The following is a 15,448-nucleotide window of genomic DNA, read 5'->3' on the forward strand; positions in this document are numbered from 1 at the left end:
CATTCCGCAGCCTGATGCTGCGTAACGATCACATTTTTCGACGATCAAAGGGGCGTGGCAATGACGGCATTATCTAAAATAACCCTGATAGCATTACTGACGGCAAGCGCTCTGGGCCTCTCGGCCGCCCAGGCCGCCGACGCCGTGCAACGCGGCGGGACGCTGGTTTACGGGCGCTATGCCGACAGCACGTTTCTAGAGCCGGTGTTTAACGACAGCAATAACGACATCTGGATTCTTTCGAATCTGTACGATACGTTGCTTGAGCCTACCCGCGACGGCAAAGGCGTCGAGCCTGGCCTGGCCACCGCCTGGCAAGTGGCCGGCGACGGCAAGAGCGTGACCCTGACGCTGCGCCCCGGCACCCGTTTTTCAGACGGCTCGCCGATTACCGCCCAAGACGTGAAGTGGTCACTGGAACGCGCCAGTAAACCCGGTAACGGAATTTGGCAGTTTATGGTCAGCGCAATCGATAGCGTCACCATCAAGGATCCGCAGACCGTGGTCATCAACCTGTCCCATCCCGACCCGGCCATTCTCACCGCCCTGACGGTCTTCAACACGTCCATCATGTCGGAGAAAGCCTTCGAGGCCGCGCCGGGCAGCACCGATCGCGAAAAAGCCACCGCCTTCGCCGAGCATCCGGTGGGTTCCGGACCCTTTGTGCTGAAAGCCTGGCAGCATAACTCCACCATGACGCTTACGCGCAATCCCTATTATTGGCGCAAGGGCGAGGATGGCAAAGCGCTGCCTTATCTCGACAACATCACCTTTGAAATCGTGCCTGACGATGCGACCCGTATCCTGAAGCTGCAGTCCGGCGAACTGGACGGCGCCGAATTCATTCCCTACTCCCGGGTCAATGAATTAAAGGGCCAGCCGTCGCTGAACATGGTGCTGTATCCTTCCACCCGCGTGGAATACGCCAGTATGAACGTGCGGCCGCAAATCGACGGCAAACCCAACCCGCTGGCGCAGCCCAAGGTACGCCAGGCGCTGAACTACGCCACCGACAAAGAGGGCGTGATCCAGCTGGTAACCTACGGCATCGGCAAGCCGATGACCTCCTTTATGTCCACCTCCACCCCCTTGAATTCCGGCACGGCCCCCTTGTATCCGGTGGACGTGGCGAAAGCCAAGACCCTGATGAAGGAAGCGGGCTATCCGTCAGGCTTTAGCACCAGCCTGATGATCCTGGCCGGCAACGAAGACGACATCAGCATCGCCACCGCCCTGCAGCAAATGTGGTCGCAGATTGGCGTTACCGTCACCATCAGCCAGGTGGATAACGCCACCCGTACCGAGCGTTACCGTAAAGGGGATTTCAACATGCGCCTGTCCCCCTGGACCGACGATATTGCCGATCCCAATGAAATCGCCTCCTACTTCGCCTATTCAAAGAATATCGATGCGCTGCATTCCGGCTGGAAAAACGACCAGGTAGACCAGCTGTTTGAAGCCTCGCAAAAGGAGATGGACCCGGTTAAACGGGCGGCGGATTACAAGCAGATCCAGGACATCTACAACAGCACCGGTCCGACGGTTCCGCTGTATGAAAGCTCCTATCCGGTGGCGCTGAAAAAGAGCGTGCATGATTTTGTGCAGATCCCCCTGGGGAACAATATCTTCACCGCCACCTGGCTGAGCAAGAAATAACTTTTGGCATCGTCCATCGCAGATAGCGCAGCCAACGCGGCTGCAACGCGAAAGATTACTGGTATGCCCAGCAAGGCGGCAAGGCCGCCTGCTTTGTACCTAGTCACTGGAGGGCCGGGTGCCTGAACTGACCTACATTCTCAAACGCATTCTGCTGATTATCCCGACGCTGCTGGTTATTCTGGTGGTGACGTTTACCATCGTCCGCCTGCTGCCGGGGGACCCGGCCAGCGCCATGATAGGGGATCGCAGCACCAATGCCGATGTGGCGCGCATCAATAGCGAACTGGGCCTCGACAAGCCTTTGCCGGTGCAGTTTTTCCTGTTTGTCCGCCAGGTGGCAACGGGGAATCTGGGTAACTCGTTCGCCTTGCATGCGCCGGTCACCACCGTGCTTGTCGATCGTCTGCCGGTGACGCTGCTGCTCACCGCCATGGCGGGATTTTTTGCCCTGCTCATGGCCATCCCGCTGGCTTTTTACTCCGCCCTGAGGCGCAACAGCGCGGGTGACATGGCCATCCGCGGCTCCTTCCAGGTCACGCTTTCCATGCCGCCTTTCTATATCGGCCTGGTCTTGTTGACCCTCTTTTCAGCCCACCTGCATTTGTTTCCGGTGGGCGGCTATGGCGATACGTTCATTGACAAAGTGTGGCACCTTTTTCTGCCGTCCATGACCCTGGCCCTGAGTCTCACCGCAGTACTGATGAACAGCCTGCGGGCATCCATCATCGCCGTACTGGATGCAGAATATGTCACCTTTGCCCGGGCCAAGGGGCTGAGCAACCGCGTTGTCCTGCTACGCCATGTTTTGCGCAACTCGCTTATTCCCATGCTTTCCCTGTTTGCCCTTAACATCGGCACCATTATCGGCAGCGCGGTGATTACCGAAACCGTTTTTGCCGTACCGGGTATCTGCCGGCTGATGGTGGACAGCATCTTCAGCCGTGACTACCCCATGGTTCAGGGACTGGTTATTGTCCTGGCGGTGCTGGTTTCGCTGATCTTTTTAGCCACCGATATCGTTCAGGTGATGCTCGACCCCAGGAGGGCAAGATGACAACCCTGCCGCTGCGACGCTCTTTGACCCGTACATGGCGTAACCACCTGCCCTGGCCTTCCCTGCTCAGCCTGTTGATTTTGGCCTTCGGTTTGGCGGCCTCGTTTTTCCCCGGTTGGATAGCGCCGTTTGATCCGCTGCAGTTCGACTATCGGGCCATCCTCAAAGGCCCTTCCGCCCAGCATTTGTTCGGTACCGATAATTTCGGCCGTGATGTGTTTAGCCGGGTGATTTATGCCTGGCGCATCGATCTGGAGATAGCCCTGTTCACCACGCTGTTTCCCATGATATTCGGTACCCTAATGGGACTTCTGGTGGGCTTTTACGGCGGTATCGTGGAAACCCTGTTCCAGCGCGTGGTGGACGCGGTGATTACCTTCCCGCTGCTGGTGCTGGTGATTGCCATCGTGGCCATTCTGGGCCCGGGGCTGAACAGTATGTATATCGCGGTGGGCATCATCTACTGGGTATTTTACGCCCGCCTGATTGCCGGCGAGGTCAGCGTGCAAAAACGGCTGGATTATATCGCCGCCGGCAGGGTTATGGGATACAGCCACCTGCGCATCATCTTCCGCCATTTATTGCCTAACGTGGTCACCACTACGCTTGTGTACTGGATGACCGACATGGCGCTGGCGATATTGCTCGGCTCCAGCCTGGGCTATCTCGGGCTGGGGGCGCAGCCGCCCACGGCGGAATGGGGAGTGTTGATCGCCTCGGGCAAAAACTTCATGGATACCGCCTGGTGGATCACGATATTCCCCGGCGTTGCCATTGTGATTACCGGCCTGGGCTTCAGCCTGCTCGGCGATACCCTGGCGGAACTTTTACGTCCCGGCAGCCGTTAACCCAACCGCGGAGTGACATTGATGAATACGCCATTAAGCGGACGCGAACCCGCGCTGTTAGAGGTCACCAACCTCAATACCCGCATTCATACCGCCCGCGGCGAATTGCCCGCCATACAAGACGTCAGCCTGACGCTGCGGCAGGGGGAAATTCTGGGACTGGTGGGAGAATCCGGCTCGGGTAAAAGCGTGACGCTACGATCCCTGTTAAAGCTGATGCCCGCCTCGGCACGGGTGACGGGGTCGGTAAAATGGCAAGGGCGCGAACTGGCCGAACTGGATGCCGCCGCCCTGCGCGCGGTGCGCGGTGGGGAAATCGCCATGATTTTCCAGGAGCCGATGATAGCCCTCAACCCGGTGCTCACCGTGTGGCGGCAGATTGAAGAAAGCCTGCACGCCCATACCAAACTGAACCGGAAGGCCAGGCGGCAGCGCGCCATCGAGTTACTGAACCAGGTGGGCATTCCCGCGCCGGAAAGCCGCCTTGACGATTATCCGCACCAGTTCTCCGGCGGGATGCGCCAGCGCGTGATGATAGCCATCGCCCTGGCGGGAAGTCCCAGGCTGTTGCTGGCGGACGAACCCACCACCGCGCTGGATGTGACCATTCAGGAACAAATCCTCAAGCTGATGCTCACTTTGCGTGATCAGCTCAGCATGGGAATTATTTTCGTCACCCACGATCTCGGCGTAGTGGCGCAGCTCTGCGATCGCGTTGCCGTGATGTATGCCGGGCGCATCGTGGAAACCGCACCGGTGGCGGACTTACTGCAACGTCCCCGCCATCCATATACCCAGGGACTTATCGCGTCGGTTCCCCAGTCCGGCGATGCGCGCACCGCGCTGCGTTCAATCGAAGGCACTCCCCCTTCGCTGCTGGATCTGCCCCTGGGGTGCAGCTTTAACCCCCGCTGCCCCTACAGCACTGATTTATGCCGGCTGCAGGTGCCGACCCTGGACCGGCTGTCGGAAAACAGGCAGGTGGCCTGCCATCACCATCAGCGTATTCAGACATACCTGGCTGAGCAGTTGGAGAGAGCATGAAATGAGCAATCCCTCTCGCGAGATCCCCATTATCAGCGTGGAAGACGCCATGGTGCATTTCCCGGTTAAGCAATCCCTCTCGCAATATATAAAGGGTGAGCCGAAAAAATTCATCCAGGCGCTTAACGGCGTGCGACTGGAGATTACACGCGGCGAGACGCTGGGCATTGTCGGCGAATCCGGCTGTGGAAAGTCCACCCTGGCACGCACCCTGGTGGGGCTGGAAACGGCCACCGACGGGCGCGTGCGTTTCAAGGGACAGGATATCGCCGAACTGCGAGGTCATCAGCGGCGCAGCTTCAACCGTCAGGTGCAGATGATTTTCCAGGATCCCTACGGCTCGCTGAATCCGAGAATGACCGTTGGCCAAATGCTTAAGGAAGCCCTTTCGGTGCACCATGTCCTGCCGAAGAAAGGGATCCCGGCCCGGATCCGCGAATTGATGACGCTGGTGCGCCTGCCCGCGGATGCCATCGACAAATATCCCCATGAGTTTTCCGGCGGACAGCGCCAGCGCATCGGCATCAGCCGGGCTCTGGCGGTGGAACCGGAAGTGCTGGTGGCGGATGAACTGGTCTCGGCGCTGGATGTTTCCGTCCAGGCGCAGGTGGTGAACCTACTGCTGGATTTACAGCAAAAGCTGTCGTTGACGGTGCTGTTTGTCGCCCACGATTTGCGGCTGGTACGCCATATTTCACACCGGGTGGCGGTAATGTACCTTGGAGAAGTGGTGGAGGTAGGCGATACCGAGACTTTATATGAGACGCCTCTTCATCCCTACACCCAGGCGCTGCTGCGCGCCGCCCCTACCCTTGATCCCGCCGACCGGGGAAAAAACGTCAGCCTCACAGGCGAGCTGCCCAGCCCGCTGGCTCCGCCGTCGGGCTGCCGGTTCCATACCCGTTGTCCCAAGGCCACCGATCTCTGCCGGGTCGAACGCCCGATATTGGCGGTGAAATCATCGGGACTGAAGGTCGCCTGCCACTGGGCGTAAAGCATGATGAATTCGCCCATTTCCGGGCATAATGCAATTGAAGCAATAATAAGGTAAACAGCATGATTGAGACTGTCTCCCCGATAGCATTGGCGCTCCACGGCGGCTGCGGCGTGATGGCGGAACACGAGATGACAGCGGACGAGTGGCATGCCGCCCGCGAGGCGCTCAGACAGGCGCTGGCGGCCGGCTGGCGCGTGCTGCACGCCCGGGGATCCGCGCTGGATGCCGTACAGGCCGCGGTGCTGGTGATGGAAGACTCGCCCTGGTTCAACGCCGGCTACGGCGCGGCCCTGAATGCCGACGGGGAGCATGAACTGGACGCGGCCATTATGTATGGCGCCACGCTGGCCGCCGGGGCGATATGCGGGGCCAGGCATATCCGCAATCCCATTTTAGCGGCCCGCCATCTGCTCGATGCCGGCGACAGCGTGTTATTGGGCGGCGCCGGCGCGGACAATTACGCCCTGGCCCACGGTCTGGCCTGCGTTGATGCCGATTATTTTACCACTCCCCGCCGCGTCGAAGCCCTCGCGGCCATGCGCCGCCATCAGACGGCAGGCACCTATAAAGCAGCGAAAGAAGCGGAAAAGCACGGCACCGTTGGCGCGGTGGCCCTTGACGGCCAGGGACATCTTGCCGCCGCCACCTCCACGGGGGGATACAATAACAAGCCCGCCGGGCGCATCGGCGACAGCCCGTTGATCGGCGCGGGCACCTACGCCCGGGACGGCATCTGTGCGATATCGGGCACCGGCCAGGGGGAGTATTTCATCCGCCACGTGCTGGCCCACGATATCGCCAGCCGGATAGTCTACGCCGGAGAAAACATCGAGGAGGCGACTGCGCACCTTATCCTTGGAGAGTTTAAACAGCAGGGCGTTGGCGCCGGCGCCGTGGCCATTGATGCAAAAGGCAATATCACCGCCCCATTCAACACGCTGGGCATGTTCAGGGGCTGGGTATTGCCTGACGGACGAGCATATGTCGCCAGCCATGCCGAACTCTATCCGGTGGATTTATGATAGGTTTTTAACCTAGACCGTAGAATCCATTAGCCCATCGAGTTCAGCATGGCTCAATCCGGTGGCACGCGCAATTGCGGCACGTTCAAGGCCCATGAACAGCAAATTACGGGCGATTACTCTCGCTTGCTCGCTGCGTCCCTTTTGTAATCCCTTCTGTAATCCCTTCTGTTCCAATTGATCCGCAATAGTCATCAGTTCCTTCCTGTAACGTGGCGTATTTTTTGCCAGAATACTGAAAAAGACTTTATAGTCAAGGGCATTTCCCTCCTGCGCCAGATAGCGTAGCAGCGATTTCATCTGTTCTTTGCTGGGCTGTGCCCGCTTCAGCAAAAAGACAATATCCATTAGCCGAGTGTTAATGTTCCTTTCCCTAATATGTTTTTGCACATACTCCAGCAATGCCGCTTTTCGGTGGGTTTTGATTTCATCATCCGAAATAACCGTCACATCCACCAAGGGAAATGGCTGACAATATAGCGTTTGCGCTATGGCTGGGTTGTGAAAGCAATCCAGCCAACGAGTGCTGTAGGGGTAGGGACTCTGGGTTCCGTGATAAAACAGCAGGGGTATGACCAGCGGCAATTTTTTATTCCCCTGCTCAAGGTGACGATGCATGGCAGCAATACTGTAACGTAGCAGACGAAACGCCATCATCTCGTCCGCGCTGGACTGGTGCTCAATGAGACAATAAAGATAAGCGGCACCCTCCGACGTTTGCATACTGTAAATCATATCGGAGTACTGGGTACACAGGTCATCTTCGACAAAAGAGCCGGAGGTCATAGTCAGCGTGCTAAAATCGCACATGTCTTGCAGCGCCGTCGGCAGATGTATTTGCAGGAAATCGGTGACAACATCGACATCGCCAAAAAATTTCCTGAATAACGAATCATGGGGTGTGGGGAAAGTTTTCATCGGCGCACTGTAGCGGTGTGAATATCTACAGAATATAAACACCATTTCGAGAAGCTAAAGCGCAATATAAATTTTCGAGATATTTCGCATTTTAATGAAGGGCTTCAGGTCCGGACAGGGATTTATCCGCGGGATTTTCCAAATCAGCCAGGCGTGTATCGTTTCGCCCGACCAATGTTAATCTAAGTTCATACAGGCAGCCGCTATAAAATAAAGCTGGCCACCAGTTTTTCCAGTACCGCCGATTGATCCTCGAGCGTGCCTGCGGCAATTGAGGATTCGGTCACCAGGGCGGCATTCTGCTGGGTTGTGGTGTCCAGTTCGCCGATGGCGCGGGCGATTTGTTCTATTCCCTGGCTCTGCTCTTCCGAGGCGGAAGAAATTTCCCCCATAATATCATTCACCCGCATGACCGAGGCGACTATTTGTTGCATGGTATCGCCGGCCTGCGCCACCAATGCGGAACCCGCGTCAATGCGCGAAACGGACTCGCCGATAAGCATGGCGATTTCTTTCGCCGCCTGTGAGCTGCGCTGCGACAAACTGCGCACTTCGCTGGCTACCACCGCGAATCCGCGGCCCTGTTCACCGGCGCGCGCCGCTTCCACCGCCGCGTTAAGCGCCAGAATATTGGTCTGGAAAGCAATGCTGTTGATGACGGCGGTAATATCGGAAATTTTCTTTGAACTGGATGAAATGGCGTCCATGGTCGTGACGACATTTTTCATCACTTCACCGCCCTGATGGGCATTTTGAGTGGCTTCGCCGGCGATCAGGCTGGCATGTTTGGCGTTTTCCGCATTGTTTTTCACCGTCGAGGTGAGCTGCTCCATGCTGGCGGCTGTTTCCACCACGGCGGTGGTTTGCTGCTCGGTGCGTGAGGAAAGATCTGTGTTGCCCATGGCGATTTTAGCCGCCGACGACGCCACGGTGCCGACGCAGTCGCGCACATCGGAAATAATCGTACGCAGCTTGGCATTCATGCGCGCCATGGACGCGGTAAGCTGCCCCAGTTCATCATTACGATCGGAGGTTATCGACCCGCTGAGATCGCCATCCGCGATACGCTCGGCAACCGCCAGGTTGTTCAGCACCGGCCGGGTAATTTGCCGGGTGATATACCAGGAAACCAAAACGCCGAAAATCACTGCGATAAAGCCTATAATAATGGTAATGCCTGCCGACCTATAGGCCAATGCATCATTTTTTTTCTGCACGGCATTGATAATGACTTTAACCGCGGCACTGCTCTTATCCCCGGCGGCCTTGACGTTGTTTTCGGCCGCGTTTAAATTCTTGTAGTTTGTATAATAGGTCTCGCTGAGATTCTTATATCGGCCAAAATAACCCCACAAAGTATCGAGCTGCAATTTTTGTTCCGGAGTCAGGCTGGCGGCCAAGTCCTGGTATTTTTTCTCATCATCCGCATAATTTTTTTGCAACAGGGCCAGGGCATCATCGTTGCCTTTCAACTGCAGATTGTAGGCGTTTTCTTTGATTTCACTAAAAGATAAGGCAAATCCATTGAGTTTATTCTCCAAATCCGCACCCAGTGTCTGGGTAAGCAAGGCGGTTTTGAAGGCGTCGAGGGCATTCTCACTATACAGGTCATGCAATTGCGATTTAATCTCAACCATTTTCTTGGCGTAAGCGCTCATATTCTCTAACGATTTATTAAAATCGCCGAGATACAGGGCAATACCATCAAGATTATCGCGGGAGGTTTTATCCCAGGGCAACGCCTGTGCTTCTTGCGTCAGCAAGGTGGCGTGATCGATAAACCCGGCCATCACCTTGCGTACGCCGTCATCAAGGGAATACAGATATTTAACGCGATTGACTTTAACCTGGAAGACATCGATATTGATATTATAGATTAAATTGGTTTTTTCATAAATATCGCGTATGGACTTAAACCGTTGGACACTCAATCCTGAGGAAATAACCACCAATAATAAAATAATGCCAAATCCCAAGTAGAGCTTATGGGATACTTTAAAGCTGTTTATTTTACTTTTTAAATTAATCATAATAGCTTTCCATATAAATTAACCTATCCAGACGACTAATACATAATAAAATGTTCAACCATGCTATCGGCCATTTCGTCCCGTTCTTTAGGATATTTTGTGCCGACTGTACATGCGCCTATGATTATTATGGCAATTGCCTAATAATGGCGTTTTAGCTATTTTCGAGTTAATGCAGGGGATTATTTTTAATAAACCCAGCGGATATTTCCAAGACAGCGCGCCGGCACGGCGGAAAACCGCCGGAATCGCCCAGGATAACCATCCCCATGTTGTGCAGTGGTACGACCGTCTGGGCCGCCGGCTGGCGGTCCGCTGCGCCATTGAACGACTCAATGCGCTGATTGCCCCAGCCTGAACCGGCTTTGCGCCCGGCTTGGGTGCGCTGACCGGGTATCCGGTCGGCACATGACGAGATTAAAATATTTTTATGAATCTGAGGCCAGACACGAATAATTGTCATCAACGACTCCCATAATAACTCTCATCATTGTCTGTTATACAAGGAGTTGCCGTGCCCCATAACATTCATATGGACAAGGAATTGAGTTGGCTCGCCTTCAACGAACGGGTATTGCAGGAAGCGGAAGATCCCCGCAACCCTCTGGTGGAGCGTATCCGCTTCCTGGGCATCTACTCCAGCAACCGCGATGAGTTTTATAAGGTCCGCTTTGCCGATTTGCGGCGGCGGCGACTCATCAGCGAGGCCCTGGAAACGGATACCGACATATGGCTACTGAACGAGGTACAACAGCGCATCAGGCAAAGCAACGATAAATTCGACGCTTTATATAATGACCTGCTCCGTGAACTGGCGCGCAACCAGATATTTCTGCTGAATGAAAACCAGATTTCCGAAGCGCAGCGTCAATGGCTGAAAAATTATTTTCGCCAGTCGCTGCGAACGCTGCTTTTTCCGATATTGATTGAACCCGATACCAGCCTGGTCACCTTCCTGCGTGATGAATACACCTATCTGGTGGTGGAAATGATCCAGGGCGCGTCGGCGCGCTATGCCATGCTGGAGATTCCTTCCGACAAGACATCGCGTTTTATTTCCCTGCCCGCCGACGCCGGATCGCGGCGCCGCAGGCCGCTGATCCTGCTGGATAACGTGATGCGTCTTTGCCTGGATGACATTTTCGGCGTGTTCTTCGATTACGATACCATCCAGGCCTATTCGATGAAAATGACCCGCGATGCGGAATTCGACCTGACCATGGAGACCGATACCAGCCTGCCCGAAATGATGTCTTCCGGACTCAGACAGCGGCTGAAAGCGGAGCCGGTGCGCCTGACGTATCAGCGTGATATGCCGGCGGATATGCTGACCATGCTGTATGACAAACTGGGCATTGAAGATCACGACTCGGTGATCGCCGGGGGACGCTATCATAATTTCCGCGACTTCATCCGCTTTCCCGATATGGGCAAGCGACGGCTGGTGAACGAGCCCCTACCCGCGCTGCAACACCCGCATTTCACCGGTTACCGCAATATGTTCGACGCCATCAGCGTACGGGATATCCTGCTCTATTACCCCTACCATACCTTTGAACATACGCTTGAAATCCTGCGTCATGCCTCCTTCGATCCCAGCGTGGTCACCATCAGGATCAATATTTATCGGGTCGCGCGGCATTCCCGGGTAATGGACGCCATGATTCATGCCGCCAGCAACGGTAAAAAGGTGACGGTAGTGGTGGAGCTCCAGGCCCGCTTTGATGAAGCAGCCAATCTGGAATGGTCGCGCCGGCTGAAAAGCGCCGGCGTGCAGGTCGTTTTTTCGGTGCCGGGGCTCAAAATACATTCCAAGCTGTTTCTCATCAGCCGCCTCGAAGACGGTAAGCTGGTGCGCTATGCCCATCTGGGCACCGGCAATTTCAACGAAAGCACCGCCCGGCTGTACACGGATTACGCTCTGTTGACCAAAGATGAACGCATCACCAACGAAGTGCGGCAGGTGTTCAGTTTTATCGAGAATCCCTACCGTCGGGTAAAATTCAACTGGCTTATTGTGTCCCCGCTGAATGCCCGCATCCGGCTGTACCGGTTAATCGATGCCGAAATAGCCGCCGCCGCCGCCGGTCTGCCGTCGGGGATCAGGCTCAAGGTCAATAACCTGGTGGATACGGGATTGATAGAGCGGCTGTATGCCGCCTCCGCCGCCGGCGTGCCCGTTCGCCTGCTGGTACGCGGCATGTGCACGCTAGCCCCGGGTGTGCCGGGCGTCAGCGAGAATATCCAGGTTATCAGCATCCTCGATCGGTTCCTTGAACACGACCGGGTCTATCAGTTCCATAATAAAGGTGTCCCCCGGCTGTTTCTTTCTTCCGCCGACTGGATGACCCGCAATATTGATAACCGTATCGAAGTGGGCGTGGAACTGCTCAGCGATGAATTGCGCAATCAGGTAAACGATATTCTTGACCTGCTGTTCAGCGACACGGTAAAAGCGCGCATCCTCGATCAGGGGATGAGTAACCACTATGTCCAGCGCGGACGGCGGCGCAAAGTGCGCGGGCAGTATGCGGTCTATCATTACCTGCAAAACCCCGAGCAGTCTGATGACACACAGGCCGCTGTCCTCGATAAATGCGCTGTTGAATGAAGAACATGCCGGGCGTCCGAGCGATTCGTTCGCCGGCGGGCACATTGCAATTCTTTAATAAACAGGCTGGCCGCATTGATTAATTCTCTTTATGGATAATACTTGAACTACCTTTAAAAGGAGTTAACTATGCGACGTTTTCTGATGTGTATCGGTATTATTGCAATCACCGTGTCCCTAAATGGCTGTCCTTGGTGGCATGGTCACGGCGGCCACGGCGGCCGTGGCGATGCCATGGTGTCTGTACTTAAATAATTTTGAACCGACGCCCTTACCGGCCGCATTGCAACAGTGAAAGGGGGGAAGTCAGGTCAATCAAGGCGCGGACGACTGCTCATTCACAGACTGGCCCAAAGCCAAAATATCCTGAAAGGATGTTTTGGCTAACTTTTCTCTAAAAGATGTTGTTGTCAAGACCAGCTCTGCCACACTATTACGGATATAGTCAAGATCTGATGCTATGACGCTGATATATCCCCTATTATCACCTCTAGAGTAACCGTTTATACGCGAGTCCCGACCCTTTGCTAACGAGGCTCTATACGGTGATATCAAAAACCTCAGCATTTCTTTGCGATTTAAAATCTGTTTGACATCCACATTTTCTTTTGAAAAGTGAAATAATAAAATAAAATCGAGAACCAGCTCTTGCAGCATAAAATCACCAGGGCCGAAATCATTTTTATTAAATAAAAGCTCAATGCATTGCTTTATGGACAGAGATATTTTCTCCAATTTGTCCCGATTTTCGGTATTTCTGGAGTTAGAAAAAATTGATTTTCTATTTAAAGGATCCGTTTTTAATAGGATGCCAAACGTTTTTTTAATCTTCTCAAATCCACGAACTCCCTCTGGAGATACATCAGCATGCCGTTTGATATATTCAGTTATAATGAAATTCACTACCGCATAATCTTTGAAATCATGCAAAATATCCCGGCCGTAATTTTGTTCAAAGCGCTGCTTGACGGCGCTGGCATGGCTGCCCGCCAAGTCAAACATACTGTCCTGGCAGCGCTGGGTAAAATCTTTTATAAAGCTGTCTGGCTGAATACCCCCGGTAGCCAGAATATTGACGTTGCCCACCCTTCGGCTACCGATAATGTCTTCACATGATCCGAACGCCCTGGCCGCCGAAGGCTGGAAGCGATCCGCCGGCTGGGCAGTCGTACTGGCCACGGTCCGGTTCGGTATCGTCCCAACCGCCGTCAAGAAACGTTCGCATGGCTGAGTTGTTACAGGACCTTCAGCGGAAGCGGCGGGGGGGAAGGCGGTATTCGCTGCCCCCTGAACGTGAATACCCCAATCTTGGGAAGTATTGGGTTCCCTTGTGTTTGATAATGAGCAACAGGGAAAACAACTCCAAGTCCTTGGCGTATTGATTTCATTCATGGTGAGTCCTTTCTGAGATGGATTAAAACAATAAGTCATGCTTGCTATCAATATATCAATAGCATAAACATCAAACCTTTAAGCTAACATTCTTATCGGGTCTTAAGCATTTTGAAACACTATAAGGCCTACCTTGGTTATAGGCAAATAGTTTATTCCAGCGCGTCGCTTTACAGACAAGCCTATAATAATTAACCAGACAATATAGGGTATAGTTCTAAAATATACTTTCCCAGTTATCCCGATAATTTTGATAAGTCGGCTGATTTATAAACTTGCAAGTGTTATTAGCAAAGCATTAAAAAAATTAGGCAGGTCAATAAAAAGCATTTCACATGGACAGTTAATGCATCATTCAGTTAAGAGTTTCATAACGTGGACCGGCGCACCCATGCGCCGGGTAAACACGGATCGGCATTAGGCCAGGTCGCCGCCATTGGACGCGATGACTTTTTTATACCAGTAAAAGGATTTTTTCCGGCTGCGGGACAGGGTGCCTTTGCCGTTATCGTCCCGGTCCACATACACCAAGCCATAGCGCTTGCTCATCTCGCCGGTAGACGCGGATACCAGGTCAATGCATCCCCACATGATATAACCCATCACCGGGACGCCGTCTTCGATGGCATCAGCCAGGGCGCCGATATGCTCACGCAGATAGCCGATACGGTAGTCGTCGATGATTTCCCCGTTTTCATTGATTTCATCCCGCGCGCCCAGGCCGTTTTCAACCAGGAACAGCGGCTTCTGATAACGGTCGTACATCATGTTCATGGTGATACGCAGTCCCAGGGGATCAATTCCCCACCCCCATTCGCTGGCGGCAATATGCGGATTTTTCAATGATTTTACAACGTTGGCGGCGCTGGTGTTGTGTTCATCCATGTCCGCGGCGGCGCAGCGGGACGCGTAATAGCTGAAAGAGACAAAATCCACGCTGTGCCGGCGTAAAATCGCCGCATCCCCTTCCTCCATAACGATGCTGACGCCTTTTTCCCGGAACACGCGCGCAGCATAAGCCGGATAGGCGCCCCGCGCCTGCACGTCAATAAAGAACAGGTTTTCACGATCTTTTTCCAGCGCTGCCCAGACGTCTTCCGGTTTACAGGTATAGGGATAGAAATTGCCCCCCGCCAGCATGCACCCCACCTGATTTCCAGGATTGACTTCGTGGGCGATTTTGGTCGCCAGGGCGCTGGCCACCAGCTCATGATGGGCCGCCTGGTATTTTATCTGCTCGGGGTTCTCACCCGCTTCAAACACCAACCCGGCCCCGGAGAAAGGACTGTGCAGCAGAATATTGATTTCATTAAAGGTCAGCCAATACTTCACCAGCCCGTTGAACGCCTCAAAACAGGTGCGGGCATAACGGGTAAAAAACGTCACCATGCGCCGGTCGCGCCAGGATCCATATTCAATGACCAGATGCATCGGCACATCAAAGTGACTCAAGGTCACCAGCGGCTCGATGCCGTATTTGCGGCACTCCAGGAACAAATCGCGATAGAAGTCGATGCCCGCCTGATTTGGGGCCGTCTCGTCCCCTTTAGGGTAAATGCGGCTCCAGGCGATAGAAGTGCGAAAGACGGTGAACCCCATCTCCGCCATCAGGGCAATGTCTTCCCGGTAACGATGATAAAAATCGATGGCGTCGTGGCTTGGGTAAAATTCATCCCCGCGCAATGTATAACGCTTTTCCAGACCCAGCTTCACCGGCATGCGGTGGGGGCCGTGGGGAAGCATATCCACCGTCGCCAGGCCTTTTCCTCCTTCGCGATACGCGCCTTCGCACTGGTTCGCCGCAAGCGCGCCGCCCCATAAAAAACCCGCCGGAAACCTGCTGTCGGACATGTAATACCTCTTTTTTCTAAAT

At 54.4% G+C, this 15,448-nt stretch carries 13 protein-coding genes; 9 read left to right on the forward strand and 4 right to left on the reverse strand.

The window, feature by feature from the left end:
• Nucleotides 1-60: 60 nt before the first annotated feature.
• From ACL2XJ_RS00430 to ACL2XJ_RS00455, 6 genes are all read left to right on the forward strand, one after another.
• Entirely contained in the window at nucleotides 61-1,656 is a 1,596-nt protein-coding gene (locus tag ACL2XJ_RS00430) for an ABC transporter substrate-binding protein (RefSeq protein ID WP_413725312.1), read from the forward strand.
• A 118-nt stretch (nucleotides 1,657-1,774) separates the two neighbouring features.
• Complete coding sequence (locus ACL2XJ_RS00435; RefSeq protein WP_413725313.1) at nucleotides 1,775-2,713, forward strand: ABC transporter permease; 939 nt, start codon at nucleotides 1,775-1,777, stop codon at nucleotides 2,711-2,713.
• The gene (locus ACL2XJ_RS00440) at nucleotides 2,710-3,561 is read left to right on the forward strand and encodes an ABC transporter permease (RefSeq protein WP_413725314.1); all 852 of its coding nucleotides are present in this window, start codon (nucleotides 2,710-2,712) and stop codon (nucleotides 3,559-3,561) included. Before ACL2XJ_RS00435 ends, ACL2XJ_RS00440 begins: the two co-directional genes overlap by 4 nt.
• A 21-nt stretch (nucleotides 3,562-3,582) precedes the next feature.
• Nucleotides 3,583-4,605, forward strand: a complete 1,023-nt coding sequence (locus ACL2XJ_RS00445; RefSeq protein WP_413725315.1) for an ABC transporter ATP-binding protein — start codon at nucleotides 3,583-3,585, stop codon at nucleotides 4,603-4,605.
• A 1-nt stretch (nucleotide 4,606) separates the two neighbouring features.
• The gene (locus ACL2XJ_RS00450; protein ID WP_413725316.1) at nucleotides 4,607-5,599 is read left to right on the forward strand and encodes an ABC transporter ATP-binding protein; all 993 of its coding nucleotides are present in this window, start codon (nucleotides 4,607-4,609) and stop codon (nucleotides 5,597-5,599) included.
• Nucleotides 5,600-5,661: 62 nt separating this feature from the next.
• Nucleotides 5,662-6,624 (forward strand): isoaspartyl peptidase/L-asparaginase family protein, encoded by a 963-nt coding sequence (locus tag ACL2XJ_RS00455; RefSeq protein ID WP_413725317.1) that lies wholly within the window; start codon nucleotides 5,662-5,664, stop codon nucleotides 6,622-6,624.
• A 12-nt stretch (nucleotides 6,625-6,636) separates the two neighbouring features.
• Here ACL2XJ_RS00455 and ACL2XJ_RS00460 read toward each other — a convergent pair whose 3' ends face one another.
• Together ACL2XJ_RS00460 and ACL2XJ_RS00465 are read right to left on the reverse strand one after the other, a co-directional pair.
• On the reverse strand, nucleotides 6,637-7,542 hold the full coding sequence (locus tag ACL2XJ_RS00460; protein WP_413725318.1) for an Rpn family recombination-promoting nuclease/putative transposase: 906 nt from the start codon (nucleotides 7,540-7,542) through the stop codon (nucleotides 6,637-6,639).
• Nucleotides 7,543-7,745: 203 nt separating this feature from the next.
• Nucleotides 7,746-9,572 (reverse strand): methyl-accepting chemotaxis protein, encoded by a 1,827-nt coding sequence (locus ACL2XJ_RS00465; protein ID WP_413725319.1) that lies wholly within the window; start codon nucleotides 9,570-9,572, stop codon nucleotides 7,746-7,748.
• Nucleotides 9,573-9,744: 172 nt separating this feature from the next.
• Here ACL2XJ_RS00465 and ACL2XJ_RS00470 point away from each other — a divergent pair, with 172 nt between their 5' ends.
• The 3 genes from ACL2XJ_RS00470 (at nucleotide 9,745) to ACL2XJ_RS00480 (ending at nucleotide 12,438) form a co-directional block, all read left to right on the forward strand.
• Complete coding sequence (locus tag ACL2XJ_RS00470) at nucleotides 9,745-9,930, forward strand: hypothetical protein (RefSeq protein ID WP_413725320.1); 186 nt, start codon at nucleotides 9,745-9,747, stop codon at nucleotides 9,928-9,930.
• Nucleotides 9,931-10,104: 174 nt separating this feature from the next.
• Nucleotides 10,105-12,183, forward strand: coding sequence for a polyphosphate kinase 1 (ppk1, locus tag ACL2XJ_RS00475; protein ID WP_413726834.1), 2,079 nt, complete (start codon nucleotides 10,105-10,107; stop codon nucleotides 12,181-12,183).
• A gap of 129 nt (nucleotides 12,184-12,312) precedes the next feature.
• A complete protein-coding gene (locus ACL2XJ_RS00480; RefSeq protein ID WP_275956905.1) occupies nucleotides 12,313-12,438 on the forward strand; it encodes a hypothetical protein in 126 nt (41 codons plus the stop codon).
• 60 nt (nucleotides 12,439-12,498) lie between these two features.
• Here ACL2XJ_RS00480 and ACL2XJ_RS00485 read toward each other — a convergent pair whose 3' ends face one another.
• Nucleotides 12,499-13,575, reverse strand: a complete 1,077-nt coding sequence (locus ACL2XJ_RS00485) for a hypothetical protein (RefSeq protein ID WP_413725321.1) — start codon at nucleotides 13,573-13,575, stop codon at nucleotides 12,499-12,501.
• A 417-nt stretch (nucleotides 13,576-13,992) separates the two neighbouring features.
• The gene (locus ACL2XJ_RS00490; protein ID WP_413725322.1) at nucleotides 13,993-15,426 is read right to left on the reverse strand and encodes a 6-phospho-beta-glucosidase; all 1,434 of its coding nucleotides are present in this window, start codon (nucleotides 15,424-15,426) and stop codon (nucleotides 13,993-13,995) included.
• Nucleotides 15,427-15,448 lie beyond the last annotated feature (22 nt).

Origin of the sequence: Sodalis sp. RH16 (assembly GCF_047324245.1) — a bacterium.
GTDB lineage: Bacteria > Pseudomonadota > Gammaproteobacteria > Enterobacterales > Enterobacteriaceae > Acerihabitans > Acerihabitans ligni.

Bases quoted from the DNA above. Each gene is read 5' to 3' on its own strand.
- ACL2XJ_RS00430 (WP_413725312.1), top strand. From the start codon at position 61: ATGACGGCATTATCTAAAATAACCCTGATAGCATTACTGACGGCAAGC.
- ACL2XJ_RS00480 (WP_275956905.1), top strand. From the start codon at position 12,313: ATGCGACGTTTTCTGATGTGTATCGGTATTATTGCAATCACCGTGTCC.
- ACL2XJ_RS00465 (WP_413725319.1), bottom strand. From the start codon at position 9,572: ATGATTAATTTAAAAAGTAAAATAAACAGCTTTAAAGTATCCCATAAG.
- ACL2XJ_RS00485 (WP_413725321.1), bottom strand. From the start codon at position 13,575: ATGAATGAAATCAATACGCCAAGGACTTGGAGTTGTTTTCCCTGTTGC.
- ACL2XJ_RS00470 (WP_413725320.1), top strand. From the start codon at position 9,745: ATGCAGGGGATTATTTTTAATAAACCCAGCGGATATTTCCAAGACAGC.
- ACL2XJ_RS00455 (WP_413725317.1), top strand. From the start codon at position 5,662: ATGATTGAGACTGTCTCCCCGATAGCATTGGCGCTCCACGGCGGCTGC.
- ACL2XJ_RS00445 (WP_413725315.1), top strand. From the start codon at position 3,583: ATGAATACGCCATTAAGCGGACGCGAACCCGCGCTGTTAGAGGTCACC.
- ppk1 (WP_413726834.1), top strand. From the start codon at position 10,105: ATGGACAAGGAATTGAGTTGGCTCGCCTTCAACGAACGGGTATTGCAG.
- ACL2XJ_RS00440 (WP_413725314.1), top strand. From the start codon at position 2,710: ATGACAACCCTGCCGCTGCGACGCTCTTTGACCCGTACATGGCGTAAC.
- ACL2XJ_RS00460 (WP_413725318.1), bottom strand. From the start codon at position 7,542: ATGAAAACTTTCCCCACACCCCATGATTCGTTATTCAGGAAATTTTTT.
- ACL2XJ_RS00490 (WP_413725322.1), bottom strand. From the start codon at position 15,426: ATGTCCGACAGCAGGTTTCCGGCGGGTTTTTTATGGGGCGGCGCGCTT.
- ACL2XJ_RS00450 (WP_413725316.1), top strand. From the start codon at position 4,607: ATGAGCAATCCCTCTCGCGAGATCCCCATTATCAGCGTGGAAGACGCC.